Below are 25,593 nucleotides of genomic sequence, written 5' to 3' on the forward strand. Positions count from 1 at the left end.
TTTTATCCTTTTTCTGTTCTATTCCCGTTACATGCTCTCGCTTTCACGCTCTCTTTTACTTTTGTTTTCACTCTCGACTTTTATCGTTCACCTAACCTGCTCGTAACCGCAATCGTACCGAGGGAAATCACAACCAGGATAATTACCAGCAGATCCGCAAGTTCACTGTTCCCGGTCTGGTACGCCCCATATATGGAAAGAGGCATTGTACTCGTTTTTCCCGGTATATTCCCCGCAACCATAAGGGTTGCTCCGAATTCCCCTACTGCTCTTGCAAAACTCAGGACGCAGCCTGCAACAATTCCTTTTTTTGCAAGGGGGAGGGTTATGAAGAGTGCGGTTTCGAGTTCACTCCTGCCGAGGATACAGGCAGCTTCCTCGACGCTTCTATCCACTGCTCCTATTGAAGACGAAGCAGTCTTCACCATCAGGGGTAAGGATACGATAAAAGCTGCAATAACTGCTGCCTGCCATGTAAAAAGTATCCCACTGCCCGTGAGTTTGGTAAAGACACTTCCAAGGATCCCTTTTTTTCCAAGCAAAATAACCAGGATATACCCGGTCACGGTTGGAGGCAGAACCAGGGGAAGGGTAACAAGCACGTCAGCCAGCCATTTTCCGGTAAACTCTTTTTTTGCCAGCACGTAGGCGATCAGAATTCCCAGAAATGCCACAAAGAAAGTTGAAACTGCAGCAATTTTGAGAGTAAGCATAAGCGGGCTCATGACCACCTGAAGCGTTTCCATCAAATCCCTTCCCAATTTTCTGGTTTTGTTCTGTTGAAAATCTGAATATGATCCTTTCCTTTTTCATCCTTCCGGGAATCTTCAGCCTATGATTTTCTTAAACCTATGATTCTGATTTTCTAATTTCTGTATTTATGGCTCTTTGAAGCCGTACTCTGCCAGAATCTCCTGTCCTCTGGCTCCGGTAACGAAATCAACGAATTCCTGGGCTTTTTCTTTATTCTTTGAGTCTTTTATCACTGCTACGGGATAGGAAATCGGTTCACTGACCGGAACTGTAAATGCTATCTCGTAAAGCTTTTTCTTCCCGTTTTCAGCATCTGTCTCGTATACGAAACCTGCATCGGCTTCTCCGGTTTCTACATATGTCAGCACCTGTTTCACTGTATCTGCAAAGATGGCTTTACTTTCAACTTCATCCCAGACTCCTGCTGTTTGCAGTGCCTGTTTCGTATACTTCCCTATCGGTGCAGTTTCAGGGTTTCCTATCGCGATTTTTTCTATGTTCCCTGCAGCCAGATCTTCTAAAGTCTTCGGAATTTCAGAGCCGGTTTTTTCAGGCATAACTATTACAAGAGTATTTGCTGCAAAGTCTTTTCTTGAGCTTTCTTCAATTAGACCTTTCTCAGAGAGGAGGTTCATGTCACTCTCAGAAGCCGAAGCAAATATATCAACAGGAGCTCCGGATTCGATTTGCGTCCTAAGCGTTCCCGAACCTGCAAGGTTCAGTTCTACCTTTGTACCCGGATGATCTGCTTCAAACTCTCTGGCAATGTCAGTAAAAGCTTCAGTGAGGCTTGCAGCAGCCGAAACAGTAATTGTTGTCGGCTGATCTTCTGCTCCGGGGGAAACTGCAATTAAGGCAAATATGAAGAGACAGAGAATTGCTGCAAGAGCCGGAAGTACCAGTTTTTTTGCTTTACTTTCGCTCATTGAGCTCCCTCTATACATTCATCTTTTTCTCCCTGGCCTGCATATGCCGCTGGCTCTACCTGTACAGGTACGGTGAAAGTATCCGTAGCTTCAAGGATGGTGTTGGTGATCCTGTCCAGAAGTTCCAGGGCTCCCCTGTATCCGACAGTAAGGATGCGCTGTGCGCCTATCCTGTCGTGGATTGGCAGGCCAACCCTTACAAGGGGGATGTCGCGTGCCTTGGCAATGTATCTCCCGTTTGAGTTTCCTATAAGGATTTCAGGGCTGCATTCGCTGACTGCATCGTTGAGGCTGTCAAAGTCAATCCCGTCCAGAATCACAGGTTGTAGTTCCGGCCTGATCTCTTCGAAGATTTGCTTTATTCTCTTTCCAAAGTCCCGGCTTTTACTTCCCGTTGCTACAAGCACCGGGTTCATTCCGAGTTCCAGCATGAAAGTAGTCAGGCTAAATACAGTGTCGGGGTCTCCGTAGACAGCCGCTTTTACCCCGTAAAGGTACTTGTGCATATCCACCATGGCATCAAGGAGCCTGCCCCTTTCTTTCTGGTATTTCTCAGGGATTGGACAGCCAATGATGCCGATCAGTTCCGTAAAGAATCTGTCAGTGTTCAGAAGCCCAATCGGGATTGGAACACTGTGCCCTGGAACGCAGTGAGATTCCTCCAGATATTTCAGTGCCAGATTCGTGCTGACAACACCCAGGCCAAGAGTTGCCCGGCTGTTCGGCATATCTGCAATCTCGGAAAGCCTGGTGCCACCGGGGGCAATTTTAGGGAGCTCTTCTCTCAGGGGTGCATCAAAAGTCTCGGAAATGTCTGGCAGGATAATGTAATCTCCTGCAGTTTCTGCAAGGATTTCTTTCAGTTCCCTCACGTCAGCCGGGGAAATGCTCTCGACAGGGATAAGGTTGAGTTTCCTATTCAGAATTTCTTTCATATCAGGATTTTTTGCTTCCTGGGAGTTTTCCTCTGCCTTTTCTTTTTCCAGGATTTCCGTATACTCTATAATTTCCATGTTTTCCATGTAATCCATGATTTCGATGTCTTCAGGGATTTTCGGTTTTTCCGGACCTTCCGGACTTTCCGGACTTTCCGCAAATTTCCTGACAACTGCATCAAGGGCTTTTATGTACCCGCTTACATGGCTTTCCCCATAACTGGGAGTGGAAACCGGAACGATTATAATATCTTTTTCAAGATCATCTCCGATCCCTTCCTCTTCTTTAAATTCCCTTATAATCGCAGGGACATCATCCCCAATTGTTTCGGCAAGGCAGGTGGTTGCAATACCTATTACCTTCGGGCTATACCTGTTGATAACGTTTCTCAGTCCTTTTTTCAGGTTTTCCCTGCCTCCGTAGACAGCCCCTTTTTCACTGAGAGAGCTTGATGCAATGTCCACAGGTTCCCTGAAGTGGTGGGCGAGGTGCAGGCGCATGTAGGTGCTGCAGCCCTGGGAGCCGTGGTAGAGGACCATGGTATTTTCAATTCCCTTGAAAGCAAGAGCACTTCCCATGGGCTGGCACATGACACAGGGGTTCACAGTAGCATAGTTTCTTTTCGTCATTTCAATGCCTCCTCATACCTGACTCTCAACTGCAGTATCCTCATTCTGGCGCAAAAACTCAGGGTCCACAGCCATGTCTTTACATTCTTTTGCGCATGGCTCTCCGAAAATATTTTTTATATTTTCTTTTCCTGCTGACCTTTCTGATTTCACTGCTTCGGGTTTCAAAATCCGCTGCCTGACAGCTTTCCATACGGGGCTGTTGATAGAGGCATCCACTTCCTTCGCGAAGTTTACAAAGCCGTCAAAGCCTTCGAACTCCACCACTCTGTCGTGGTTGAAGTCGCAGAAAGCAACACCCAACTTGTACGCGATAAACCTCTCTTTTACACCTGCAACCATCAGGTCGGTTTTCTGTTTCACGAGCAGTTCGGCAAGTTCCAGGGGGTTTGCGTCATCTACAATGACCGTTCCGTCCCGGACAGAATAACTGATCTGCTCGTAGTCTTCCTTTTTCCCGGTCTGGGTCCCGATGATAACCACTTCCATGCCAAGCTCTGCAAAGCCTTTGATAAGTGTGAGGGCTTTTGCAGGTCCTCCCATGTAGATGGCTGCCTTTTTCCCTTTGACTCTCTCTCGAACCCGGGAAATTTCAGGCATTATCCGGTTCGTTTCGGTCTCCAGCATTTCTCCTGCTGTCTTTTTCATTTCTTCTGAACCAAAGTATTCCGCAGTCTTTCGCAGGGCTATGGAGATGTCTTCGATTCCGAAGAAACTCACGGTTAAATATGGAATCCCATACTCTTGCTGCATCCATTTTGCAAGGTAAGTCATTGACCCGCTGCACTGTACCAGGTTAAGGTCAGCTTCTGCAGCTCTTGAGATGGATTTTGCAGTCGAATCTCCGGTCATGGAAACTATGACTTCGATTCCCATCTGCTCAAAGAGAGGTTTTACGAGCCAGACATCTCCTGCAACATTGAAGTCCCCGAGGATGTTGATCCTCGGTTTTTTTAATCCAGGGTTTACTCCGGGTTTCTTTTCTGCAGCCTTATCTTTCTCAGGTCTTTTGATTAGTTGCTTTAAAGCGTCGCAGGCGGCTTTGTATCCGTCGGATTTGTTGCCTTTGAATCCTTCGGATTTTACTGGGAGTACCGGGATATTATGCTTCTTGCTTGCTATTTTGCATACGGAATCAAGGTCATCTCCGATAATTCCTACAATGCATGTGGAATACACGAAGATCACCGGGGGGCAGTAGATGCCCACCAGTTCGTCGATCGCGTTTGAGAGTTTTTTCTCTCCTCCGAATATGATATCGATCTCTTTCATGTCCGTGCTGAAACTGCTGCGGTTCGTTTCAATCCCGCTGGACTTTGCGCCCCGGATATCCCAGGTATAACCTGCGCAGCCAATAGGGCCGTGGACCAGATGGACGGCGTCGGTTACGGGGTTTAAGACAACCCTGGCTCCAGAATAAACACAGGCCCTCTGGCTTATGGCTCCTGCAAGGGAGTTATTGTCACAGGCAAGGGGGATTATCTGTCCCTTTTCCTGCTTTCTGGTAATGTATGGTTGCCTTTCTTCGAGAGTATCCACTATCCCGGTTTTCTCAATCATCTCTTTCACTCCCCTCTGCTTCTGTTTCCAGGTTTGCAGCGGCGGTTTTCCACTTCTCCCGTTTTTAAATTATCAGTTTTAACTTTCAGGTTTTAATTTCCAGGTTTTAACTTCCCAGTCTTACTTTTCAGCTTAAACTTCTTGTTTTTCCGGGAATCAGTTATCTTAAAGCCAGGCTCCTTACTGAATGGTCTCGAGTAGCCAGTCTGGCGCATCTCTGTCTTTCCTGTCAAGCAAGGTATTTCCTATGCGCTCCACCAGTCGTGCAGCTCCGGCGTACCCCATGATCGGGAAATAATGCAGGTTTGCCCGGTCCATGATCGGGAAGCCTACCCTGACCAGGGGCACATCCTCTGCCCTTGATATGAATTTCCCATATGTGTTGCCGATTAGGAGGTCCACGGGCTTTCGCTTGATGATCTGGTGGAGCATGAAGAGGTCCCCTCCCGAAATAATATCGGCGTCCGGGTACTCGGAACCTATTAGTCCTTCTACTTCTTTTTCAAACTCTGAATTCTGGGTCCCGGTGAGGACAACACCCGGCTCCATACCCATTTCCAGCACAAGGCTCGTAAGCCCTGAGATTATGTCCGGGTCCCCGTAAATGGCTACCTTTTTTCCATGGTAGTGGGGGTGGGCATCAGTCATCATGTCAACCAATCTTCCCCTCTCGTCTTCAAGTTCGGGGGGAATCGCCACACTGGCAAGTTTTGCTGCATTCATGATGAAACGGTCAGTGTTTCTTATCCCTATTGGGGTGGGCCCTATTTTTGCCGGGACTTTGTAGCGGCTTTCCAGGACCTTTGCTGCAGACCCTCCTGCCATCCTGCAGGGAGCGATTGTTCCCACGGAGTTTGCGGAATCTTCTATATCCCCTATCGGAGTCCCACCTTTCGGGTACATGCCCTGTTCTCCGGTGAGAGGAGCGTCAAAGACATCAGTCGTGTCCGGGAAGACTATACCTGAGATCCCCATGATTGAGAGTATGCGTTTCATTTCCCGGATATCAGCAGGTTCCACAAAGCCAGGGATGATATTGAGTTTCCCGTTCGGCTTGCTTTTTCTGGCAAAAGTAGTCACAAAGGACTTTACCATGTTGTCATAGCCAGTAATATGGGTGCCCACATAACTTGGAGTGGAGGCTGCACAGATCTTTATGGACGGGTCTATAAGCTCTTCCATCCGGACGTCTTCTACGATGGTGTTTACGTCGTCGCCTATGGTTTCTGCTACACAGGTGGTGTGGATAGCAATTACTTCGGGTTTGTAGATTGTAGTCAGGTTTTCGAGGGCTTCCTTGAGGTTTGCTGCTCCTCCGAAAACAGCGGTTCCTTCAGAGAAACTGCTGGTCGTTCCAACCGAGTTTTCACGGTAGTGCCTGCTCAGGCACATGCGCAGGTATGAGAGGCAGCCCTGTGATCCGTGACTGTGCGGCATGCAGTTGTGCACACCAAGGGCAGCATAGACTGCGCCGATTGGCTGGCAGATTTTTGCAGGGTTGATAGTTACTGCTTCTCTAGTTACTTCTTCACATGGGGTGTAATCTAACATTTTTTTCTCCCTCCTTACTCTGCTTCTTCTCCTTTCCATGGCGGACGTATGAATCTCCAGGTGGGACTGTGCATAGCCATATCTATGTCCCGTGCGAAGTTCACAACCCCGGAAAAGCCAGTGTAGCGGCCGCTGTAGTCATACGAATGGATCTGCCTTGAGGGGACCCCGAGTTTCTGGGCCCAGTACTTGTCCTTGATCCCTGAACAGAAGATGTCGGGTTTAAGGGTTCTTAAGAGGAATTCGGTTTCGTGGTGGTTGAGGTCGTCAATGACAATGGTTCCATCTTTCATTTCGGGGAATAGCCCCTCATATTCCATAAGTCCAAGCTTCTGTTTCAGCTCTTCAATCCGTTCCGGGCTGATTGCGGGCTCGACATTTTCGTCCCTTTCGTAGTGCACATCTTCGAGAATTGATCCAAGAGCGTTTCCCTTCATCTGAGGGATGATCTGCCTGCCCTCGTAGTCGTCTCTGTGGGCGAACTGGTAGCCTGCAACAACTACTTTCATGCCCAGTTCTTCGAAGAGATTAGTATAGTGATGGCTCCTGGAACCTCCGGAGTAGATGAAAGCGGTTTTCCCCTTCAGTTTCTTTTTGTACCTCTCGATCTCATCCGCATAATTTGCGGTTTCTTCGGCAATGATTTCCTCAGTCTTCCGGGTAAGATCCGGGTTCTCAAAGAACTGTGCCATTTTCCGGAGGGATTTGGCGGTCATCTTCGTGCCTACGTAATTGACCTTCAACCAGGGAATCCCGTATTTTTCTTCCATCATCTGGTTCGTGTAGTTGATGGAACGGTGGCAGAGCAGGATACTGAGCTTTGCCCTGTGAGCCTGTGCAATTTTATGGAACGAGCCGTCTCCTGTCAGGCTTGAAACGATCCGGTACCCGATTTTTTCAAGGATTGGCTGGATTTCCCAGAGATCTCCGCCTATGTTGTATTCCCCGAAGATATTAATGTCAAAGGGAGTAGGGTTTTCCAGTTCCTCGGTTCCTATCAGGTTTTCCATCAGAGCATTGCTGGCAATGTGGTGTCCTGCTGACTGGCTTACTCCTCTGTATCCTTCACATCTGGAAGGGATAATTTTGATTCCATACTCTTTTTCGGCTTCCCTGGCAACAGCTTCGATGTCGTCTCCTATAAGTCCTACAGGGCAGGTGGCAGAGATACTGATTGCTTTGGGCTTGAAGATTTTCATAACTTCGTCAATGGCTTTTTTGAGCTTCTTTTCTCCTCCAAAGACGATATCGGTTTCCTTCATGTCCGTGCATACGCAGTAGTTCATGAAGTTATCTCCACCCTCCTCTGCTTTTGCAAAGTTTCTCCTGGTTCCCCAGGTAAAGTATGCGCAGCCTATCGGGCCGTGGACGAGGTGTACCATATCTTTGATCGGTCCGAAAACCACACCTTTTGAACCGGCAAAAGCGCACCCGCGGTTTGTAATGATTCCCGGGATTACCTTGTCATCGGCTTCGATGTGCTGTTCGGCGGAACAGTCCCTGACAACTATATGTTTTCTCCTGTTCCTCGCAGCCTTTTCCGGGAGCACCTTCAGCATGTCATCGATAAGCTGCTGTTTGTCTTCAATTCCCGAACCTATTTCCGCTCCCATTTATACCAGCTCCTTGTTAACGGTCACATCTCCGCTTTCTCCGGTCCGGATGCGGAGAGCTTCGCCAATGTTTGTCACGAAAATCTTTCCGTCTCCTACATGCCCGGTCTGGTTTACCTCAATGATTTTTTGAACTACTTCGTTTACACTTGAGTCGTCGACAACGATTGTGAACATGCGTTTTGGAATGAAACGGATGCAGGTTTCAGCTTCCTTTTCCGGGTCAGGCAGGGGCGGGTTAAACTCAAAGCAAAGCCCTTTTTGCTTTCCGCGGCCCATGACTCTTCTTACGGTAAAAGAAGGAAAGCCGCACTCCAGCAGGACATCTTTGGTTTTCTGAACCCTGTTCATCCTGATTATTGCCGTAATCTCTTTCACGGAATTTTTCCTCCGAAAATCCGGTTTAAAGTCCGGGCTTTCCAGTCCTTATGGTGTAGGCTTCTTCGACCGGGTTTACGAAGATCCTTCCGTCCCCATACTTCCCGGTCCTGGCAGATTCCATTATGGTCTGTATGACTTTGTCCTTGTGTTCGTCTTCGACTACCATCAGGAGCAGGGTCTTCTGCAGTTCGTCGTAGTGCACATCCGCAATGTGGATCCCTTTCTGTTTCCCTCGCCCGAAGACTTCCATTTTTGTAAGGGAAATGCAGCCCTCTTTTTCAAGGCTCTCTACAACCTTTGACTCCATTCCCGGCCTGATGATTGCTCTTATCATTTGCATCTTTTTCAGCTCCTCTATTTGTTTCAGCAGTTACCATTTTGACAGTTACAGCTCAACAATTCCGAATTCCACCATCATAGCTTCCAATTCTTCCATAGGGAGAGGGGTCGGGACAACGAGGTTGGTATTGTTCTGGACATTATTGGCAAGGGTCAGGTACTCTTTGGCCTGGTTGCATTCAGAGTCGAAGTGAATTACGGTCTTTCTGTTGATCTCCGCCCTCTGGACAATGTTGTCCCTGGGCACGAAGTGGATCAACTGGCTTCCCAGTTTCTTTGCGAATGCCTCAAGGAGTTCTCGTTCTCCGTCTACATTCCTGCTGTTGCAGATAATGCCCCCCAGGCGGGCTCCACCTTTGGCAAACTTGGCAAGCCCTTTGCAGATGTTGTTTGCTGCATAGATGGCCATCAGTTCTCCACTGGCCACGATGTAGATTTCCTTGGCTTTCCCTTCGCGGATAGGCATGGCAAAGCCTCCGCAGACGACGTCACCAAGCACGTCGTAGAATACATAATCAAGATCTTCGGTGTATGCCCCCAGATTCTCGAGCAATCCGATGGAAGTAATAATACCTCTACCTGCACATCCTACACCTGGTTCTGGCCCTCCGGACTCAACACATTTTATGCCGCCAAAACCTGGCTGTACCACAGTTTCAAGGTGGACTCCTTCGTCTCCTTCACTTCTAAGAGTATCAAGTACGGTCTTCTGGTTCAGGCCGCCAAGCAACATTCTGGTAGAGTCTGCTTTCGGGTCGCATCCTACAAGAAGAATTTTGTTTCCCATAGTTGAAAGGGCTGCAGTAAGATTCTGCGTGGTAGTTGATTTTCCGATACCGCCCTTTCCATAAATTGCTATTTGTCTCATTTTACCTTTCTCCTTTATTTGTTTCTCATCAGCTACCGGAAGCCGGTAACCGTTGTACTATCTTATAATATTTAAATTTTTCCATAAATCGAATATTTCCTGTAATTATCTTTATAATTCTTGGATTCAGGAAAGGATTAATAAACAATTCCTCAGTAAATTGCAGAGGCAAAAATAAACAACAGGAAGACCCTTTCATGATTCCAGAAGCCTCTTATGACCTCATAGTGGTGGGCGCAGGCCCTGCAGGTTCCACTGCTGCCCTGTATGCTGCAAGGGGTGGAGCCTCCGTCCTTCTCCTTGACAAAAAAAGGGAAATCGGAAACCCGATTCAGTGTGCAGGTTTTCTCCCGGACGCCTCGGAGGTTAAGGCTCTTTTACCCGATGCTGACCTGCCTGAAGCGCTTATAATATATCCTGACTCCTGTATGCTGCAGACGATCAAGACCCAGCGCATTATTCCTCCAAACTGCAATGTAAAAGAATTTGCTGTAAAAGGGGCTGTTCTTGACCGGCGCAGGTATGATCAGTTCCTTGCTGAGCAGGCGGCAGGGGCAGGGGCTGAACTTATGATAAAAACGCGTGTGACAAAAGTGGAGGGCACAACTGTTGAGACCTCGGGAATTTTCGGGAAGCACAAAATCAAGGCAAAAGCAGTTATCGGAGCTGACGGCCCAAACTCCCTGGTCGCAAAATCAAAAGGTCTTGCCATGAAACCCGAATTAAAGGAAACCTCTGTTGCCATTGAATACCAGGTCAGGAACGTTGATATCGACCCTGATGCCCTTGAGATGTATTTCGGAAAAGATTATGTCCCAGGTGGTTATGCATGGATTTTTCCCGAGGGCGGGGACCGGGCAAATGTAGGAATCGGAATCAGAAACGGAATGGCTGAAAAAGGGGTTTCTGCAAAAGAGTATCTGCACCGTTTCATGAAGGATCATCCTATGGCAAGTTCAAAACTGAAAAACAGCGTCATCATGAATGTTATTGCAGGAATCATCCCTGTCAACGGAGCCCCTGCAAAAACTGCAACTGAAGATTCTCTTATTGTAGGGGACGCTGCCGGGCACATTATCGCAACAAACGGAGGGGGAATCCCTCCTGCCATGATTGCCGGAAAAATTGCAGGGGAAACTGCAGCTGAATTTGCAGCCGGAAAATGCAAGCTTGAAGAATATGACAGGCGCTGGAGAGCTCAGTTCGGTTCAGCTCTTGAAACTTCGGTACAGGCAAGGCAGATAATGGACGGCATTATGAAATCCGATGCCCTCATGAATGCTGCTTTCAAGTTTATTTCCCCTGAACAGATGAAAGTCATGCAGTGCGGAAAACTTCCCGGACCTGTAAAACTCGGGCTTCAGGCCTTGAGCCGTGGGAAGAAATAGATGTGTTTTCTCGCAAATACGTGGTCCCGGCGGTCAGGCAAAATTTACCTGTCCGAATCTCTTTTTGTTTTTAACTTTCTGCCCATTCTCCTTTTGTTTCTTCTTCCTTTTGTTCCCTTTCCTTTTGTTCCCTTTCTTTTTGTTCCCTTTCTTTTTGTTCCCTTTCTTTTTGTTCCCTTTCCTTTTGTTCCCTTTCCTTTTGTTTTTTTCTTCCTTGCCCTTTTATGTCTCTGATGATCCTTCTTTATTTTCTTCAACCGGATTTTCTGCTGCCCTGATCTTTCTTAATTCGGTTTCGGCATCTTCTTTATTGTACCTTGCTTCCGGATAGCCGGGCCTTATTTCAAGGGCTTTGTCAAAAGAGGCAATGGCTTCTTCATACCTTTTCAGAACCACAAATTCAAGCCCTCTGAGGTTCCAGGCTCCTGCAAAGTCAGGTTTTAACGCAAGGACCTTATCGAAATACTCGATTTTCTTTTCCGGGTCAGTTTCTGCTACTGCAAGCCCGTACCACTCTTCTACTGTTTTTCCTTCGATTTTCTTCTTGAACAGTTTATCCAGAAAAGCCAATGGCATCACTTCCCATTGAATATACGCCGGGTCGATAGAAATATGTAGTGATGTTAATTGATGTAGTGATGTTCATTGTTTCCCTGTTTGAAAAAAACAGAAACAATCATACTGAAAAAAGAGTTTTTTTCCTGCCGTTTTACTGTGGAAATTGCAAATAAGCTGGTCTTTGATTTTTCATTTTCAGTTCATCTTATCGCTTCCTCATGGAGGCTGATTTTTCTGGATTTCGTGCCTCTTTTATGTTCCTGTTTTTAACGCGGCTTCTCCCATTTTTTTCTCCAGATTCTTCTTGTTATACTTTGCTTCTCTATATCGCGGGCAGATCGAAAGGGCATGGTTGTAACATTCCATAGCCTTTTCATAGTCTCCCATATCGGCATAAGCATTCCCAAGCACGGTCCAGCCGCCTACGAACTCCGGTTTTAGCTTTACGGTATTTCTGAAGTATTTTACCTTTTTTGGAGGGTCTTTTTCTTTTGCCCCCTGCTCAAACCAGTCATGGGAGTTCTTGCCATCTATCTTTTTCAGGAAAATCCTTTCAAGTAAGCTGGAAAGTCCCAGAGCCTCACCTCATTTTTCACTTTTATTTAATCACGTTCTCTTTCTATATTTATTCAACCTACTTTTGCTGTCCTTCCCGAATTGCACCTCGCCCGAATTGCACCTCGCCCGAATTGCGCCTCGGGAGTACGCGTCCTTTTCGCTCCACTCCGTTTCGCTCAAGAGGACTAATTTTTAAATATTGGTACAGTTGCTCAATCAAGGAGAGCGATCTTCCCAAAAGTCCTCTAAACGCGGATCAAAAAAATAGTCTCCTAGTGAAGGAGGTGTTTCTCAGCCTGGGAATATTCTTTCCATGATTTTTGGTATCCCTTAGTCGCAGGCCGGTTTCAATCCTGTATGTGCGGAAAAGAAAGCCTGAGGATGCCAGAAAAAATAGAAAATAAAAATAAAAAATTAAAGAAGAAAGTTTACCTGCTTATATTGAAAGCAGGATACTTTCATTGTACAGGCTCTCGAAGTCTGAGCTTATTACCAGTTTGGTAATATTATCCAGGGTAGTTACGTTGTAGGTAACCCCACGTTCACTCGAGTTTGTTTGGTAAGCTGTGATTTTTTCATTTACTTCAGGATCCGGGTTAAGGTAGACAGATGTCTGCGTGTAACTTCCGTCATCCAGCTTTTTGAGGTCTCTGTAGTATTGTTCGGCGGGCATATCAGTAGTGGAATTTGTTCTTTTGGCTACTTCCTGATAGATGCTTCCTTCAGGGTCCGCCTGGCTCAGAATCTGGTCATATTCGTTAGTAGATGTTTCATTTCCTTCAAGAATACCGATTACGCTCACCACACTCTGGATGGGACCTATTATTGCAGGGCTTCCGACAACGTTCCAGATGTTGTAGGTACTGTTTGTTCGGTCAAGGATCTGATATCCCTGATATGGCATTACCTGCGTATCAAGGGGCATGCTAATTTTTTGCTCCGGAATCTGGTGCAGCTCAAAGCCGCTTTCATTGCCATAACTTGCACCGTATCTCTTCGTGACATCAGCGCCGTAAGAGAAGGAAACATTCATAGTCTGCCTGTTTCCGAAGACTGTTTCTAAGGGGGTTCCTTCTGTTTTTTGGAGGTCAACATAAACTGCACTCGTTACTCCGTCAGGCGACATTTCCAATCCGTCAATAATAGAGTTAAACTCGTGCTGGACATGTTTGCCCTGGACCTGGGAAAACGGGACTGTAATAAGTTCTTCTCCAGTTTCTGAAGTGGGGACGTCATTGTTATCTGTTTTCGAATCGGCCGTGAAAAATATCAAAAAGGCAGAGAGAAACATTGTTACGGCCAGGAAGATAGCCAGATACTTCTGATTTTTTGTTGCTGGATCCTTTCGTTTCATAAATGAAACCTCATAACATAAGGTAAATTATTCTGAATGTAAAAAACACACATGGTATCTAAATCTATTGCCATTATATTTGTATTGTTATTATATTATAAAAATAGTGTTCACATCCGTTTTCTAATACAGGAAAGAATTTTCCGGATAATTGCAGTTTTTAAGCCTGATTTCAGTTTTTTGAAGTTATCTGCCCGATCATAAATTCAGTCAAGGTTAGTCAGGATCTTGAGCATCAGTCAAGGGTGAGAATCTTGAGCATATTTGTGCCTCCGGCTTTTCCGGAAGCGGGCCCCTGGGTTAAAATTACAATATCTCCGCTTTCTGCAAATCCCAGTTCTTTTGTTTTTTCGATGGTCTCATTTTCCCAGCTTTCAATTGTTTCCTTCACAATAACCGGATAAACGCCGTAGGATAGGGAAAGGAACCTGCAGGTTTTGGGGACACGGCTGAAAGCCAGGATCCATGGGTCGGGGTTAAAGCGTGAGATCCTGCGGGGGGTTGCCCCACTCCTTGTAGGGGTCAGTACGGCTGCTACAGGCAGTTTCTGCAGAGCTTCATAGACCTGGAGGGTGATCACTTCGTCAACTGACATTTTTCTGGAAGTTATGGCTTTGATCATTGTATCGATCCCCCATTTCGTCCGGGAACGCCAGTTTTCAGTGGTCTTTGCAATCTTTGCCATCATCTCAACGGCTTCCACAGGATAATTCCCAACTGCGGTTTCTTCCGAGAGCATGACAGCATCCGTCCCATCAAGGATGGCATTTGCAACATCTGTGGCTTCGGCTCGTGTAGGCCTTATATTGTCGGTCATGGAAGCCAGCATATGGGTTGCGGTAATTACAGGAACTCCCAGGAGCTTTGACCCCTGGATAAGTTCTTTCTGGACTGAAGGGACTTCCTGGATGGGAATCTCGACTCCCAGGTCTCCTCTTGCGACCATAAGGGCATCGGTTTCTTCAAGAATTTCCTCAATATTTTCTACAGCCTGCCTGCGTTCTATTTTTGAGACTATGTATACCTGCTTTCCCCTGGACGCAGCAAAATTCCTGACCTTTCGGATATCTTCGGCACTTTCTACAAAAGAGATGCTGAACATATCTATTTCCTCATCAAGGGCAAACTCAAGGATTTTGAAGTCCTTTTCGGTCACTGGGTCAAGGAAAATTTTCGCTCCTGGCAGGTTTAACCCTTTATGGGAATAGAGCTCTCCCCCTATCATAATTTCGCAAAGAACATCGTTTCCCGAGATCTCCAAGCAGCGGAGCTGGATGAACCCGTCACTCAGGTAAATGAGGCTTCCGGGAGATACGCTTTCAGGGAGCTGTTTGTAGTTGACAGGAATACGCTCCTCGTTTCCCGGTGAGTCGTCAACAGTAAGGGTTATCAGATTTCCCTTATGGAGCATAATAGGTTCTTTCTCTAGCTTGCCTATACGGATCTTCGGGCCAGGCAGGTCGGCAAGGATTGCAATTGTCCTGTCCAGTTCTTCTGCGACCTTACGTACGCTTCGGATAACCCTGGCATGGCTCTCGAAGTCTCCATGGGAAAAGTTTATCCTTGCCACGTTCATGCCCGCAAGCATAAGCTGCCTGAGAATCTCCTCCGAAGAGGAGGCAGGCCCTATTGTGCAGACGATCTTCGTCTTATGGTCCGGGATTTGCATATTTACACTGCCTTGATATTTGATTCTTTATTCGATGCCGCTTTTATTTTTTCTTGGTTATTCTCTGAGCGCTCCGGTTGCCCCCTTTTATCGGTCCCGGATGGAAGAGTTTTATTCCTGTTGCCTGTCCGTGTTACAGGATTCTTTAGTTTTTGCGTACAGTTTTGTAGGTCTCTACGCCTGCTTATTCACCTTTATAAATTTTCAGGGCTTCCTCAACGCTTGAGTCTTCAACGGTTATGGCGTAGACAGCGTTACACATGCGAACAGCTTCAGCCAGGGGTTTCTGGTGGATATTTCTTCCGGTTGCGTTCCCCTCGGCTCCGGAGATATGAATCTGGTCATAGAGCTTTTTAAGGAAGGTTTCGGCTTCGTCACTCGTACCGCCAGCGCAAACTACTCTGGTGCGTCCGGCTGCTTTGACGGCTTCCTTGAAAATCTCTGCAGATTTTGCCCCTTCCTTTTTCGGGTAATTAACCTTTACAAAGTCAGTCCCGAGGCAGGCTCCTACTCCTGTTGCCCCTGCAATCAGGTGAGGGTCTTTTTCATCTTTTACGGCAGTTCCGCGGGGGTAGATCCAGAGTACAGATAACATTCCATGCTGGTGGGCATCATAAATTACCTGGGCAGCCTGCACGAGCATCTCGGCTTCAAACTCGCTGCCAAGGTAGATTGTATACCCAACGCCAAGTATATTGAGCCCGCTGTTTTCCTTAAACTCAGCTACCTGGTCAACATCATACCAGAGGTTGCTAAAAGGATCAGCCTGCGCGGTCTCAACCAGGTGGGTTTTGGAGTTTACTTTTATAAGGTAGGGTATATCCCTGTAGTCCATACCGTAGCGGGCAATCAGCCCGAGCTGGGTTGCAAAAACCCCTATTTTTGACTGAGACGCAATCCTGAACAGGTGTTCAGGGTCTGCGTCATCTTCAGGGACTCCCTCTCCGAAAAAGTCGTCATTTAAATGTTCAACTTTCTGGTCTCCAGCAAAAAGCATCAGCCTTCCGCTGCCCTTTGTAATTTCCATGTAGTTTTTCGTGTATGTCTCGCGCATTGTTTTCGGGACATCTAAAGGTACGATTACGTCCTCTTTGTTAATTGAAACCATGTGTATAAACCTCAGTCTGATTGAGTAGCAGTCAACTGGATGTTAGAGTAGTATCAGAATAATTTAGTTAGAAGATAGTAGTAATGCCAGAAGTGATTTATTTACTTTATTCATCAGAAGTCATTCATTTACTTTATTCACCGGAAATGATTTATTTACTTTATTCACCGGAAATGATTTATTTACTTTATTCATCAGAAGTCATTCATTTACTTTATTCACCGGAAATGATTTATTTACTTTATTCTTTCCCACTATATTTAATAATTTTCTCAGTTAGACTAATGGCATGTTACATCAGGAATTCTCCCCTGTTCAAAACTTCCTGATATCTCCCAATCCTTACTGCTTAGTATGAAAAAACTATTCGATTATGGATTATTAAGCATTTCGGAAAAATTAAAAATCCAGACAATCACCGGTTTGAGTATGAAGAAATAGAATCCAAAGCTCCAGATATAATAATGAAAGAACAACTAATGAAAGAATTATAATATTCAAGGAAATAGATATTAAAAACAAAATATTAAAAAAAAGTCCGATTTTCTACGCCGCTTGCAGGGCTCGAACCTACGACATTCTGGTTAACAGCCAGACACTCTACCAACTGAGTTAAAGCGGCTTTCTGATTGGAATAATGTTCCATTTTCGATTTTTTACCTTTGAACCTTCTCATACAGGAGATTCTTAGGATATAAATTTTATGGGTAAATTTTATGGGCCTGACCGGATTTGAACCGGTGACCGCTCGGTTATGAGCCGAGCGCTCTAACCTGACTGAGCTACAGGCCCGTTCTGGTTTCTATAACGCTTAGTAGTTTTAGTACGGCTTTAATAATAAACTTTTTGCAAGTGTTTCTATTTTTCCTGAAAAAACGCTGTGAAATATGCAAAAGTCTTACGCCGCTTGCAGGGCTCGAACCTACGACATTCTGGTTAACAGCCAGACACTCTACCAACTGAGTTAAAGCGGCTTATATGATCGGGTGTGTTCTTTTTTACTTACCCTGTCGCGAACATTCCTAAAGCGATAATGGTATTTATATATTTCGCTTGAAACTCTTTTTATAGGCAGCCTTATGGATATTTATAAAGGGTCCTGTGACGCAAATCTTCATTACACCGGTAGCCGCTCTTTTTCATCAGCATCTTTATCTGTTCCAGATCAGTTTAGTTAATATTCATTTCACTAATATTGCTTTCACTAATATTGCTTTCACTAATATTGCTTTCACTAATATTGCTTTCACTAATATTGATTTCACTAACATTGATTTCACTAACATTGATTTCACTAACATTGATTTCACTAATATCGATTTCACTAACCATTAAACCGACATCTTTGTCCTGTTAACTTAATATTTTTATTAATCTCTTCCAGTTGATGCCCGATCAAAATCTTTCTTTATTTAATCATATTCTTTCAGTGATTATTCGACAGATATCTTAATTCGATAACTATTGAATTTAACATACGTTTAACTGAAGTTTTTTATCCAATCAACATTGGATTTATCATTCATTCAACCAGTGTAAGCAGTTCAGTACTTGCCTTCTTTTCTCTATCTGTTTCTGCTCTCTTTTTATAGTATTTCTTCTAATGGCATCCTTTTGCCTTCTAATCACATATAACAATAATTGTTTTCGAGCCAAAACTTATATCCTTTCAGGAATAATATATTTGATTACTTGTTGTAGCATTGATGCAGCGAGATCGGGCAGATCTAATTTTTAAGCAGTACATGTTCAGTTAGCTTAAAACGCCTTTATCTGAGGCTCTGTCCGGGGGAATTCGATTAATTTCAGTATAAAGGTCGAAAAAGGCTTTTAAATTGTTAACTTCAGGGGTTAGAGGTCGACTGCTTTCTCTGTATTGCGGGGTATCCTATATCAGGTCGTTTTAAGGTACTGTCAGGGAAACTCATCGGTTTTGTCGGGCTTTTTACCACTTAAAACTGAGGTTTAAAAATGGATATTCAAGGGGGTTTATTCACGAAACATCTAAAAATATGTCCAAAATGCCATGCCAAACTAAAATTGAGCTTAGACGGCAAGACCCAGTATTGTAATATTTGTAAGTACTGGACAAAAATAGGCACTGCAAGGCTCGATTCAATCATGATTTATGGATGAGGAGTTTCAATGGAAAATTCCAGTATTCATAAGTTTTGCAGTGTATGTGAGACCAGGCTAAAACGCCAGGTAATGGGTTCGAATGTTTTCTACTATTGCCGGAGTTGTGGGCGTGTGAGTTCGGAAGCATGTTTGTCAGGGGGAGTTGATGTGCTTCATGTCCAGAAATCGCTGTCTGCCCACAGGGTATCTTCCACCACTGATCTTAAGCTTTCTGAAGACACCCGAAATGCTATAGTAGGGACTTAATCTGGAGACAAAGGAGTTTAACTTTAGAGAATCGGGAAAAAAATTGCTCTTTTAAAAATGAGCCTGAAAAGGCTCTTACTTTCTCTTTTTAATTTTATCTTTTTTTGTTTTTAATTTTTTCTTTTTTGTTTTTAACTATAAGGCGGGAAGTTCCCTTCCTCGACACTTCCGGTTTACCGGAAGTGGCAGGTGGGGGATGAAAGCCGTCAACTTCCACACCTTCTGTTTTTATTGAATCTGATAAATTTATTCTTCCTTGAAACCATATAGTTCTTGTTGCATTGTCACCCCAATCTGAAGCGAGAACCAAGCTAGGAAGTGGGCAAACAGGATGTGACAACTCCCGAAGGGATCGGGAACAAGGCGGGGAAAGCCGCAAGCCGTTGTGCATCTCAAGCATCATCACACTCATATCTTCCACTTTGATTTTTCTTCACCTGCGGAACGCAGGGTAGAGCCTCTGGACTCGCTCTCATTAGAGAGGGGGATGAAGGAAGAGGATCGCTCAGATATTGTTTTTAGGCTGAGTAGTCTCAAGGAAGCCCCTCCCTCAGACGATCCGGTTTGCCGGATTGGACAGGGAGGAGTAGTTCACTAGACATGAGATCTTTCCAGTTGTGAGATAATTTAAGTTACAAGATGGTTTAAGTTATGAAGTAGTTCCGGGGTAAAAGAGTTTTTCGAAGGCTGTTTTCGGCCTATTTTCTAAGTCTTTAGCCTGATTCTATTTTAAGGCTTGCAATTATGTTTTGTCCGATATTTCAAAAAGCTTACTCAATATAGTTTCAAAAAATTCAAAGGCTGTATGAAAGGAAAAAAAATTGTTCTTCAAGCTTTCTTCACATTGATGATCCTTGATTAGCTATTTGATCTCTTCCTGAATCCAGAAGAAAATCTATCTTTTTTCTCTCCCTGCACCGCACCGGCTCTGGGCCGGCCTGCCAGTCTGGTAAAAAACAATCTGCAAACCAATACCGAAATTAAGAGAAACAATATGCTGAATAAATGCCCCTAAGATCAGAGGATGCTTTTCTTAACACCGAAAACCAGCTCTTAATTTCAGGCACTCTTAATTTCAGGTATGTATCAACGCCTCCGCCAGTTTGTCTGGCAGTCCTGCAAAAAAAGAAAGAAAAACATATTTGAAAGAGAGATGAGACCGAAATTTATGTCTTCTTGATCTGTTTTTCTTTCTTTCTAACTCAAAAGCGTTCTCATCGTTTTTACTTTCAGGGTTTTTCTCTTCTTTTTTTCTTCTCTTTGAAAAGACAGCTTTCCTGCGTCAAGCGTAACAAAAACGACCTGGTACAGTGTAACGTTGTACGGGTAAAAAAAATCTATAATTTGATTCTTGAGCGAAGAGAAAAATAACGTTAATTGTCCATAATTAGTCTCCTCGAGCGAGCGAAGCGAGTGAAACTAACTGCGGTAGAATTTTCAGAAAACTTTTCAATTTCAGGATAAATTCCGGAATAAGCAGGCAAATTTTGTTGACGGATATTTTTAAATAGTATTGCATCATCTCGAATACCATACGTTTGTTGATTTTGCATCAGTCAGAATTCTAACTGTCTGTATCTTTACAATTGAAATTTCATTTATACTAAATTATCACCAGTTCTTGCTCGTAAATCCCTGGAGGAAACATGGACCCTGAATGCGCTAAAAAAGTGAGGCTAATGGATCTTGAATTCCGAACGCTTCACAATAAATTATTTGAAGATCGGTTTTTTCAAAAAGTAGCCGCCTCTCAAAACTCCGAACTCAAGGAACTTAACAAAAACCAGCCTCTCGTTATCATGATAATTGGATTGGTAAAGGAAATCATGCCTTCTACTATCGGAACGTATGTGGGAATGGACAGGAGTAGCCTTTCACGAATGGTGGATTCCCTGGAAGAGAAAGGATTTGTCAGGAGAAAAAACGATCCTGAAGACCGGAGAAAAGTCCTTATTTCCCTGACCGAAAAAGGAGAGCGGTGTTATGATTTCCTTAATAGAAAATCTGAGGAGATGGCTACCGAAATCCTTGGGTTGGTTGAAGAGCAGGATTTGAGGGATTTCGAAAAAGGTCTTGAAACAATGCTGCGAGTCCTGAGAAAAATCGATTCTGTAATGGAAAGTAGAAAATAAGCAGGGAGCCGGAAGTCTCGAAGCCCCGGAGTCAATAATAACCGGAATTAACGTCGAATCAATATAGGACTTTCATTTTTAGCTTTTTTTCCTGAGGAAAAAGCATGACCCTGAAATTGATCAATAACCTTCAGAAACTTGGCTTTACGGAAAATGAGGCCAAGATCTATGCCACCCTTGTTTGTATGAAAACGGCAACTGCAAGGGAAATCTATGAAACAAGCGGGGTTCCCAGACCCAAGGTGTACAAAGTTTTGAGAGGGATGGAAGAGAAAGGATACGTACAGATAACTGAAGGGGAACCGATTCATTTCAGTTGCATACGTCCGGAGGAACTGATCTCAAGAATCAGAGCTAATTTTTTGCTTTCTCTGGATGAAACCTTCTGTGGACTCCATGCTTTAAGCCTTAAAATGAAGCCCTGTCTTCAGGAGAATCTGCAGGACTGGGGATGAAGTGTTAAAAAGAATTCAGCGCATTTTTTCAGGTTCTGCTCAGGATATTTTGCAGCAAAACCAATGCCTGTTAGCTGCTGCTTTGGTAATGTTTGTCCCGTGGCTGTCCTGAGTAATATAAAATGAAGTGGATGAAAAACAAACTTGATTGAAAACTTGATTGAAAAACAGACTCAACTAAAAACAAGTCTCCTAAGGGGGATTCCTTATAAAAAACATCTTTGAAAAACTAGGACTTTTTGTTCTGAACAACCGTGCAGTCATACTGGCTGTCGTACTTATGCTGGTTCTGCTATCCTTGCAGGGAGCCCAATACATCGAAATGGCATCCGGAACCGAGACTCAGGTGTCGAAGGATTCGCAGCTGTATAAGGACTATAACCACCTTTTCCTGAACACCTTCAGTACAGAGAGCATCGTTTTGATGGTCGAGGGAAATGATGTGAAAACCGAAGCCCTCGCAAAAGCCTCCGACAGGCTGGAGCAGCAAGCTATGATGGTTCCCGGAGTCACCAAGGTTTCAAGCGCTGCATCCATCCTGAAGCAAATTAACTATGCTGAGTCCGGAAGGTCAAATGTTCCGGATTCTGACCGGGAGGTCCGGGAGATGATGGAGAGTTACCCGGAATATTTCGAGAGCCTGGTGATTGATGAGACCCACATGCTCACAGTTATCCAGATCGAAGGAAGCAGTACGAGCCAGCAGCAGAAAGACATTATCAATAATATAGAAATCTCATTAAAAGAATCTGAATTTCCCCCTGGCTACAAATTGACTCTCACAGGCAGGCCTTCGCTGGTGCTTGACATTGAAAGTGAAATGGGAACAAGTATGGGCATGCTGCTCGGGATCGCCGGAATCCTTATGGTAGTCGTCCTTCTCCTTGTTTTCAAGCATGTCAGATGGGGACTGCTTCCGCTTCCTGTTGTGTTGCTTGGAGTCCTTTTTACTTTTGGGGTCATGGGATACCTCGACGTGCCAATGACAATGGTTTCCATGGCAGCTTTTCCGATACTGATCGGTCTCGGAATTGATTATTCCATCCAGTTCCACAACCGAATGGAAGAGGAAATCCAGAGAGGCAATACTTCTTCGCAGGCCCTTGTCTCTACGATCAAGAACACCGCACCTGCCGTACTGGTTGCCCTTATAATGACAGCGCTTGGTTTTGTTGCGCTTTTTACTTCAGTTGTCCCCATGATCCAGGACTTCGGAAAACTCCTGCTCATCGGTGTTATCATGTGTTACCTTTCTTCGCTCTTTTTCGGGCTGGTTACTCTTTACAGTTTTGACTGGATCTCCAGAAAAAATCCTTATGGGCTGTTTAAGAAGAAAGGGGAAGAAAAGGGTAAAGCAGGTAAAAACGGCAAAAATGGACCCGGAGCAATTGAAAATATTCTGAAAAAACTCACAGGTCTTACCCTCAAATATTCTACCTTGATTCTTGTAATTTCCTTCTTGACCTGCTGTGCCGGGCTTTATGCTGATCAGTCAATTCCCATCCAGACTGATACTAACTCTATGATTCCACAGGACATGCCTTCCCTTATCAACTACAAAAACATGCAGAGTCTCCTGTCGGGATCCGGAGACCACCTTAATATTATCCTGAAAGTCGATGATGCAAGTAATCCGGAACTGCTGGAATGGATGGATGAGTTTTCCCAGCATGAAGTTGAAAACAGAGGGCATATTTACAGTGCTTCAAGCATAGTGGACCTCGTAAAGGAACGAAACGGCGGGACAATCCCCGCGACCTCTGGAGAAATACAGGCAATATACAATGAAATTCCGGAAAGTCAAAAGCAGGAATACATCGAAGGAAACCAGTTGCTTCATATTAACCTGGACATCGGGACTGCTATGGCAGATCTTGAAATTACGGGAATTGAGGAGCTTCGAGATATTGTCCTGACAGACGTCCAGTGGATGCAGCCGCCTCCTGGAGTTTCTGTTACGGTTACAGGCAGCTCGGTAGTTACCATTGATATGGTTTCCGGGCTTACAACAGGCCGAAGTCAGATGACCCTGCTCGGGGTTCTCCTTGTATTTGTGGGCCTCCTGATTGTTTACAGGGATATCGTAAAGGCTCTTTCTCCCATTATCCCCATGCTGGTCGTAATCGGCTGGTCAGGTCTTGTAATGTCGGCCCTGAATATTGCATACAACCCTATGACTGCAGTTATGGGCTCTCTGATTCTTGGAGTCGGGTCCGAATATTCAATTCTGATGATGGAGCGTTATTTTGAGGAAAGGGATGCCGGAATGAGTCCTGTGAATGCCATATATCAGGCCTCGTCTACTACAGGCACAGCTCTTATTGCTTCGGGAGCTACAACTGTATTTGGGTTTTCAGCCCTGATCGCTTCGCCATTCCCGATGATGAGTAGTTTCGGACTGATTACGGTAATAGATGTCCTCCTCGCAATGGTTGTAACCTTTGTGATCTTCCCGCCTCTTATCGTCCTGATGGACAGTTATCGGGGAAAGAAGCTGGGAATTTTTGAGAGATTACAGGATTTAAGGAAAAAGCATCTGACCGGACCTATCAATACATGAGTAAGCAGGATCTGGATAAAATTGTACGGTCTGGAGAGAGAAAAATAGCATGAACTCAAGGTTACTTGATCTATGGGACTTTACTAAGAGCACACAGGTCCCTGGAAAAAATACGACTCAGGCTCTCTCTCCCCTATTTCTCTTTTCCCTGAATGACATGTTTGGGAGCTGGGCAGATACAGATTCGTATCTCCAAATGAGATATAATTGCATCCGGTATTAATCAGACAGGATTTCTTAATTAAGCCCAGGCTTACTCCCTTGCTCTTGTCATACTCGATGCAGGCGCAAGATCTTTTCCAGAAAGAGGAAGAAAGAACAAGAATAAAATATTATTTTTAAGCTTAGTTTGAGAAAGTATCGGAATATTTATATGCCATCAGATATTAGTTGAGTTATCAACCATACAAATGTCAATTATTCAATTTAGTATAATTGAAAATTCAACGTATATCATGATAATTCATTATAATTCTAAAAATTATGGGCCAGTTTTTTAGGGAAAGGGCTCAGAAGGATCCGAAAGATCCGCAAAAAGGGATGATTAAAGAAATGGATGAGGCAACATTGAGTAAAATAATCCTTCTGTCAATGGAAAGAGATGCTCTCGATAACCTGATTTTTGAGCAGACCTTTCAGAAAAAAATTGCAGGCAAGTTCAGGGAACTGAGCAAGAACCAGCCAATGGTAATTAAAATCATAGGGACAGAAGGAGAAATTATGCCTTCTACTCTTGGAAAATACACAGGAATGGAAAAGAGCAGTTTAACGAGGATGGTTGACGACCTTGAAAAGAAAGGGGTTGTGTTCAGGAAGACCGACCCTGGTGACAGGAGAAAGGTGCTCGTTTCCCTTACCGAAAAAGGGCTTGATTATTATAATTGTTTAAACCGGATTACCACTGAAATGGCTGATGAAATCCTTCAGTTTGTGGATAATAAGGACGTTGAGGATTATATGCATAGCCTCGAGACCATGGTAAAAATCCTGCGGAAAATTGATTTCAGCCGGACTGCCTGAATAAGGCGGCTGCGATCTGATTCTGGAAAATTACTGGCTATGTGAAATTATTGGTCAATTAAGCCGTTAAATTATGAAGAATACCAGATAGATCACATTTTAGCGCGTGAAAGACGGAGGAAACCCTAATGACTCTTAAGCTTGTTGAGAACCTTCAGAAACTGGGTTTTACAGGCAACGAAGCCAAAATTTATGCATCACTTATCTGCCTGAGGCAGGCAAAAGCCAGTGAAATTGCTGAAAATGCTGGAGTTCCGAGACCCAAGATCTATGGAACCCTTAGAGGAATGGAGAAAAAAGGCTACATCAGGATAATCGAAGGCGAACCAACCCTTTTTTGCTGCATCCAGCCAGAAAAGCTAATTTTAAGGATAAGGGCAGACTTTATGCTTTCTTTAAGTGAAACCGCCAGTGAACTGAATTCCCTGACTCCTGGAAGTAATAACTTTGCTTCAGAACGTTTCTATGGGGAAAGGGTAAGGGCCTGAAAATAGAGGAACGGAAAAGGGCCTGAAAATAGAGGAACGGAAGATATCAGACTCTTAAGATTCTTTTTTCCCTGTCGATGCAGAAGTAGTTCAGAATCTCTTATTTTTTCAATTTTAACGGACTGAAAGGAGCTACTATTTATATTTTTAAGGAACTATCTGGACACTAAAAACTTCTTATTGACAATAACCAGGTAAGATTTTAAAGGTAGGATTACATGCCTCTCAGTACCAACAGGAACATATGGCAGTTTCCGGCATTAACAACTATACTTTTCACGTTTTTTTTTGCAATACTTTTCTATTTTGAGGACATTTTCATAGTCCTCATAGCAGGTGCAATCCTTATCTTGATTACGGAA

24 protein-coding genes and 3 tRNA genes are annotated in these 25,593 nt (G+C 44.4%); 7 read left to right on the forward strand and 20 right to left on the reverse strand.

The window, feature by feature from the left end; all coding sequences use genetic code 11:
* Window positions 1-80: 80 nt before the first annotated feature.
* From modB to nifH, 9 genes are all read right to left on the reverse strand, one after another.
* A complete protein-coding gene (gene modB / locus FXV91_RS02915) occupies window positions 81-746 on the reverse strand; it encodes a molybdate ABC transporter permease subunit (RefSeq protein WP_229388154.1) in 666 nt (221 codons plus the stop codon).
* A 132-nt stretch (window positions 747-878) separates the two neighbouring features.
* Window positions 879-1,679: a molybdate ABC transporter substrate-binding protein gene (gene modA / locus FXV91_RS02920; RefSeq protein WP_229388156.1), complete on the reverse strand. Its 801-nt coding sequence runs from the start codon at window positions 1,677-1,679 to the stop codon at window positions 879-881.
* Window positions 1,676-3,244 (reverse strand): nitrogenase component 1, encoded by a 1,569-nt coding sequence (locus FXV91_RS02925; protein WP_229388157.1) that lies wholly within the window; start codon window positions 3,242-3,244, stop codon window positions 1,676-1,678. Before FXV91_RS02925 ends, modA begins: the two co-directional genes overlap by 4 nt.
* 12 nt (window positions 3,245-3,256) lie before the next feature.
* Window positions 3,257-4,804, reverse strand: a complete 1,548-nt coding sequence (gene nifE / locus FXV91_RS02930; RefSeq protein ID WP_229388159.1) for a nitrogenase iron-molybdenum cofactor biosynthesis protein NifE — start codon at window positions 4,802-4,804, stop codon at window positions 3,257-3,259.
* A 180-nt stretch (window positions 4,805-4,984) separates the two neighbouring features.
* On the reverse strand, window positions 4,985-6,355 hold the full coding sequence (gene nifK, locus FXV91_RS02935) for a nitrogenase molybdenum-iron protein subunit beta (protein ID WP_229388161.1): 1,371 nt from the start codon (window positions 6,353-6,355) through the stop codon (window positions 4,985-4,987).
* A 14-nt stretch (window positions 6,356-6,369) separates the two neighbouring features.
* Window positions 6,370-7,968 (reverse strand): nitrogenase molybdenum-iron protein alpha chain, encoded by a 1,599-nt coding sequence (nifD, locus tag FXV91_RS02940; RefSeq protein WP_229388163.1) that lies wholly within the window; start codon window positions 7,966-7,968, stop codon window positions 6,370-6,372.
* Entirely contained in the window at window positions 7,969-8,346 is a 378-nt protein-coding gene (locus FXV91_RS02945; RefSeq protein ID WP_229388165.1) for a P-II family nitrogen regulator, read from the reverse strand. It abuts the gene before it with no gap.
* A gap of 25 nt (window positions 8,347-8,371) precedes the next feature.
* Window positions 8,372-8,689 (reverse strand): P-II family nitrogen regulator, encoded by a 318-nt coding sequence (locus tag FXV91_RS02950; protein WP_229388167.1) that lies wholly within the window; start codon window positions 8,687-8,689, stop codon window positions 8,372-8,374.
* Window positions 8,690-8,734: 45 nt separating this feature from the next.
* Complete coding sequence (gene nifH, locus FXV91_RS02955; protein WP_229388168.1) at window positions 8,735-9,556, reverse strand: nitrogenase iron protein; 822 nt, start codon at window positions 9,554-9,556, stop codon at window positions 8,735-8,737.
* Window positions 9,557-9,753: 197 nt separating this feature from the next.
* Between nifH and FXV91_RS02960 the strand changes: the two genes are divergently transcribed.
* Entirely contained in the window at window positions 9,754-10,944 is a 1,191-nt protein-coding gene (locus tag FXV91_RS02960; protein WP_229388170.1) for a geranylgeranyl reductase family protein, read from the forward strand.
* Between the two features lie 44 nt (window positions 10,945-10,988).
* Here the strand turns inward: FXV91_RS02960 and FXV91_RS02965 are convergent, their stop codons facing one another.
* The 9 genes from FXV91_RS02965 to FXV91_RS03005 form a co-directional block, all read right to left on the reverse strand.
* On the reverse strand, window positions 10,989-11,201 hold the full coding sequence (locus FXV91_RS02965) for a hypothetical protein (RefSeq protein ID WP_229388172.1): 213 nt from the start codon (window positions 11,199-11,201) through the stop codon (window positions 10,989-10,991).
* A complete protein-coding gene (locus FXV91_RS02970) occupies window positions 11,167-11,514 on the reverse strand; it encodes a tetratricopeptide repeat protein (RefSeq protein WP_229388174.1) in 348 nt (115 codons plus the stop codon). Before FXV91_RS02970 ends, FXV91_RS02965 begins: the two co-directional genes overlap by 35 nt.
* 240 nt (window positions 11,515-11,754) lie before the next feature.
* Complete coding sequence (locus FXV91_RS20135; RefSeq protein ID WP_229388176.1) at window positions 11,755-11,913, reverse strand: tetratricopeptide repeat protein; 159 nt, start codon at window positions 11,911-11,913, stop codon at window positions 11,755-11,757.
* A 583-nt stretch (window positions 11,914-12,496) separates the two neighbouring features.
* Complete coding sequence (locus FXV91_RS02980; protein ID WP_229388178.1) at window positions 12,497-13,414, reverse strand: hypothetical protein; 918 nt, start codon at window positions 13,412-13,414, stop codon at window positions 12,497-12,499.
* A gap of 235 nt (window positions 13,415-13,649) precedes the next feature.
* A complete protein-coding gene (pyk, locus tag FXV91_RS02985; protein WP_229388180.1) occupies window positions 13,650-15,083 on the reverse strand; it encodes a pyruvate kinase in 1,434 nt (477 codons plus the stop codon).
* A 184-nt stretch (window positions 15,084-15,267) separates the two neighbouring features.
* Window positions 15,268-16,191 (reverse strand): aldolase, encoded by a 924-nt coding sequence (locus FXV91_RS02990; protein WP_229388182.1) that lies wholly within the window; start codon window positions 16,189-16,191, stop codon window positions 15,268-15,270.
* A 549-nt stretch (window positions 16,192-16,740) separates the two neighbouring features.
* A tRNA-Asn gene (locus FXV91_RS02995) sits at window positions 16,741-16,813 on the reverse strand.
* A gap of 95 nt (window positions 16,814-16,908) precedes the next feature.
* Window positions 16,909-16,983: transfer RNA gene (locus tag FXV91_RS03000), tRNA-Ile, on the reverse strand.
* Window positions 16,984-17,092: 109 nt separating this feature from the next.
* A tRNA-Asn gene (locus FXV91_RS03005) sits at window positions 17,093-17,165 on the reverse strand.
* Window positions 17,166-18,336: 1,171 nt separating this feature from the next.
* On the opposite strand from FXV91_RS03005, the gene FXV91_RS03010 reads away from it, so the two are divergent.
* Window positions 18,337-18,576: a hypothetical protein gene (locus tag FXV91_RS03010; protein ID WP_229388184.1), complete on the forward strand. Its 240-nt coding sequence runs from the start codon at window positions 18,337-18,339 to the stop codon at window positions 18,574-18,576.
* Between the two features lie 94 nt (window positions 18,577-18,670).
* On the opposite strand, the gene FXV91_RS03015 is transcribed toward FXV91_RS03010, so the two are convergent.
* Together FXV91_RS03015 and FXV91_RS19625 are read right to left on the reverse strand one after the other, a co-directional pair.
* Complete coding sequence (locus FXV91_RS03015; protein WP_229388186.1) at window positions 18,671-18,886, reverse strand: hypothetical protein; 216 nt, start codon at window positions 18,884-18,886, stop codon at window positions 18,671-18,673.
* A gap of 98 nt (window positions 18,887-18,984) precedes the next feature.
* Complete coding sequence (locus FXV91_RS19625) at window positions 18,985-19,113, reverse strand: hypothetical protein (RefSeq protein WP_255679860.1); 129 nt, start codon at window positions 19,111-19,113, stop codon at window positions 18,985-18,987.
* A gap of 1,109 nt (window positions 19,114-20,222) precedes the next feature.
* Here FXV91_RS19625 and FXV91_RS03020 point away from each other — a divergent pair.
* From FXV91_RS03020 to FXV91_RS03040, 5 genes are all read left to right on the forward strand, one after another.
* Window positions 20,223-20,708 carry a MarR family transcriptional regulator gene (locus FXV91_RS03020; protein ID WP_229388188.1) on the forward strand — a complete coding sequence of 162 codons (486 nt, stop codon included), beginning with the start codon at window positions 20,223-20,225 and terminating at the stop codon, window positions 20,706-20,708.
* 104 nt (window positions 20,709-20,812) lie between these two features.
* On the forward strand, window positions 20,813-21,163 hold the full coding sequence (locus FXV91_RS03025; protein WP_229388189.1) for a TrmB family transcriptional regulator: 351 nt from the start codon (window positions 20,813-20,815) through the stop codon (window positions 21,161-21,163).
* A gap of 280 nt (window positions 21,164-21,443) precedes the next feature.
* The gene (locus FXV91_RS03030; RefSeq protein ID WP_229388191.1) at window positions 21,444-23,723 is read left to right on the forward strand and encodes a hydrophobe/amphiphile efflux-3 (HAE3) family transporter; all 2,280 of its coding nucleotides are present in this window, start codon (window positions 21,444-21,446) and stop codon (window positions 23,721-23,723) included.
* A gap of 540 nt (window positions 23,724-24,263) precedes the next feature.
* A complete protein-coding gene (locus FXV91_RS03035) occupies window positions 24,264-24,743 on the forward strand; it encodes a MarR family transcriptional regulator (protein WP_229388595.1) in 480 nt (159 codons plus the stop codon).
* 128 nt (window positions 24,744-24,871) lie between these two features.
* Window positions 24,872-25,231: a helix-turn-helix domain-containing protein gene (locus FXV91_RS03040; RefSeq protein WP_229388193.1), complete on the forward strand. Its 360-nt coding sequence runs from the start codon at window positions 24,872-24,874 to the stop codon at window positions 25,229-25,231.
* The last annotated feature ends 362 nt before the right edge of the window (window positions 25,232-25,593 follow it).

The organism is Methanosarcina sp. DH2 (assembly GCF_020804225.1).
GTDB lineage: Archaea > Halobacteriota > Methanosarcinia > Methanosarcinales > Methanosarcinaceae > Methanosarcina.

Bases quoted from the DNA above. Each gene is read 5' to 3' on its own strand.
- FXV91_RS03035 (WP_229388595.1), top strand. From the start codon at position 24,264: ATGATTAAAGAAATGGATGAGGCAACATTGAGTAAAATAATCCTTCTG.
- nifH (WP_229388168.1), bottom strand. From the start codon at position 9,556: ATGAGACAAATAGCAATTTATGGAAAGGGCGGTATCGGAAAATCAACT.
- FXV91_RS03030 (WP_229388191.1), top strand. From the start codon at position 21,444: ATGCTGGTTCTGCTATCCTTGCAGGGAGCCCAATACATCGAAATGGCA.
- FXV91_RS03020 (WP_229388188.1), top strand. From the start codon at position 20,223: ATGGACCCTGAATGCGCTAAAAAAGTGAGGCTAATGGATCTTGAATTC.
- FXV91_RS03010 (WP_229388184.1), top strand. From the start codon at position 18,337: ATGGAAAATTCCAGTATTCATAAGTTTTGCAGTGTATGTGAGACCAGG.
- nifE (WP_229388159.1), bottom strand. From the start codon at position 4,804: ATGATTGAGAAAACCGGGATAGTGGATACTCTCGAAGAAAGGCAACCA.
- nifD (WP_229388163.1), bottom strand. From the start codon at position 7,968: ATGGGAGCGGAAATAGGTTCGGGAATTGAAGACAAACAGCAGCTTATC.
- FXV91_RS02925 (WP_229388157.1), bottom strand. From the start codon at position 3,244: ATGACGAAAAGAAACTATGCTACTGTGAACCCCTGTGTCATGTGCCAG.
- pyk (WP_229388180.1), bottom strand. From the start codon at position 15,083: ATGCAAATCCCGGACCATAAGACGAAGATCGTCTGCACAATAGGGCCT.
- modA (WP_229388156.1), bottom strand. From the start codon at position 1,679: ATGAGCGAAAGTAAAGCAAAAAAACTGGTACTTCCGGCTCTTGCAGCA.
- FXV91_RS02980 (WP_229388178.1), bottom strand. From the start codon at position 13,414: ATGAAACGAAAGGATCCAGCAACAAAAAATCAGAAGTATCTGGCTATC.
- FXV91_RS03040 (WP_229388193.1), top strand. From the start codon at position 24,872: ATGACTCTTAAGCTTGTTGAGAACCTTCAGAAACTGGGTTTTACAGGC.
- modB (WP_229388154.1), bottom strand. From the start codon at position 746: ATGGAAACGCTTCAGGTGGTCATGAGCCCGCTTATGCTTACTCTCAAA.
- FXV91_RS02990 (WP_229388182.1), bottom strand. From the start codon at position 16,191: ATGGTTTCAATTAACAAAGAGGACGTAATCGTACCTTTAGATGTCCCG.
- FXV91_RS03025 (WP_229388189.1), top strand. From the start codon at position 20,813: ATGACCCTGAAATTGATCAATAACCTTCAGAAACTTGGCTTTACGGAA.
- FXV91_RS02950 (WP_229388167.1), bottom strand. From the start codon at position 8,689: ATGCAAATGATAAGAGCAATCATCAGGCCGGGAATGGAGTCAAAGGTT.
- nifK (WP_229388161.1), bottom strand. From the start codon at position 6,355: ATGTTAGATTACACCCCATGTGAAGAAGTAACTAGAGAAGCAGTAACT.
- FXV91_RS02960 (WP_229388170.1), top strand. From the start codon at position 9,754: ATGATTCCAGAAGCCTCTTATGACCTCATAGTGGTGGGCGCAGGCCCT.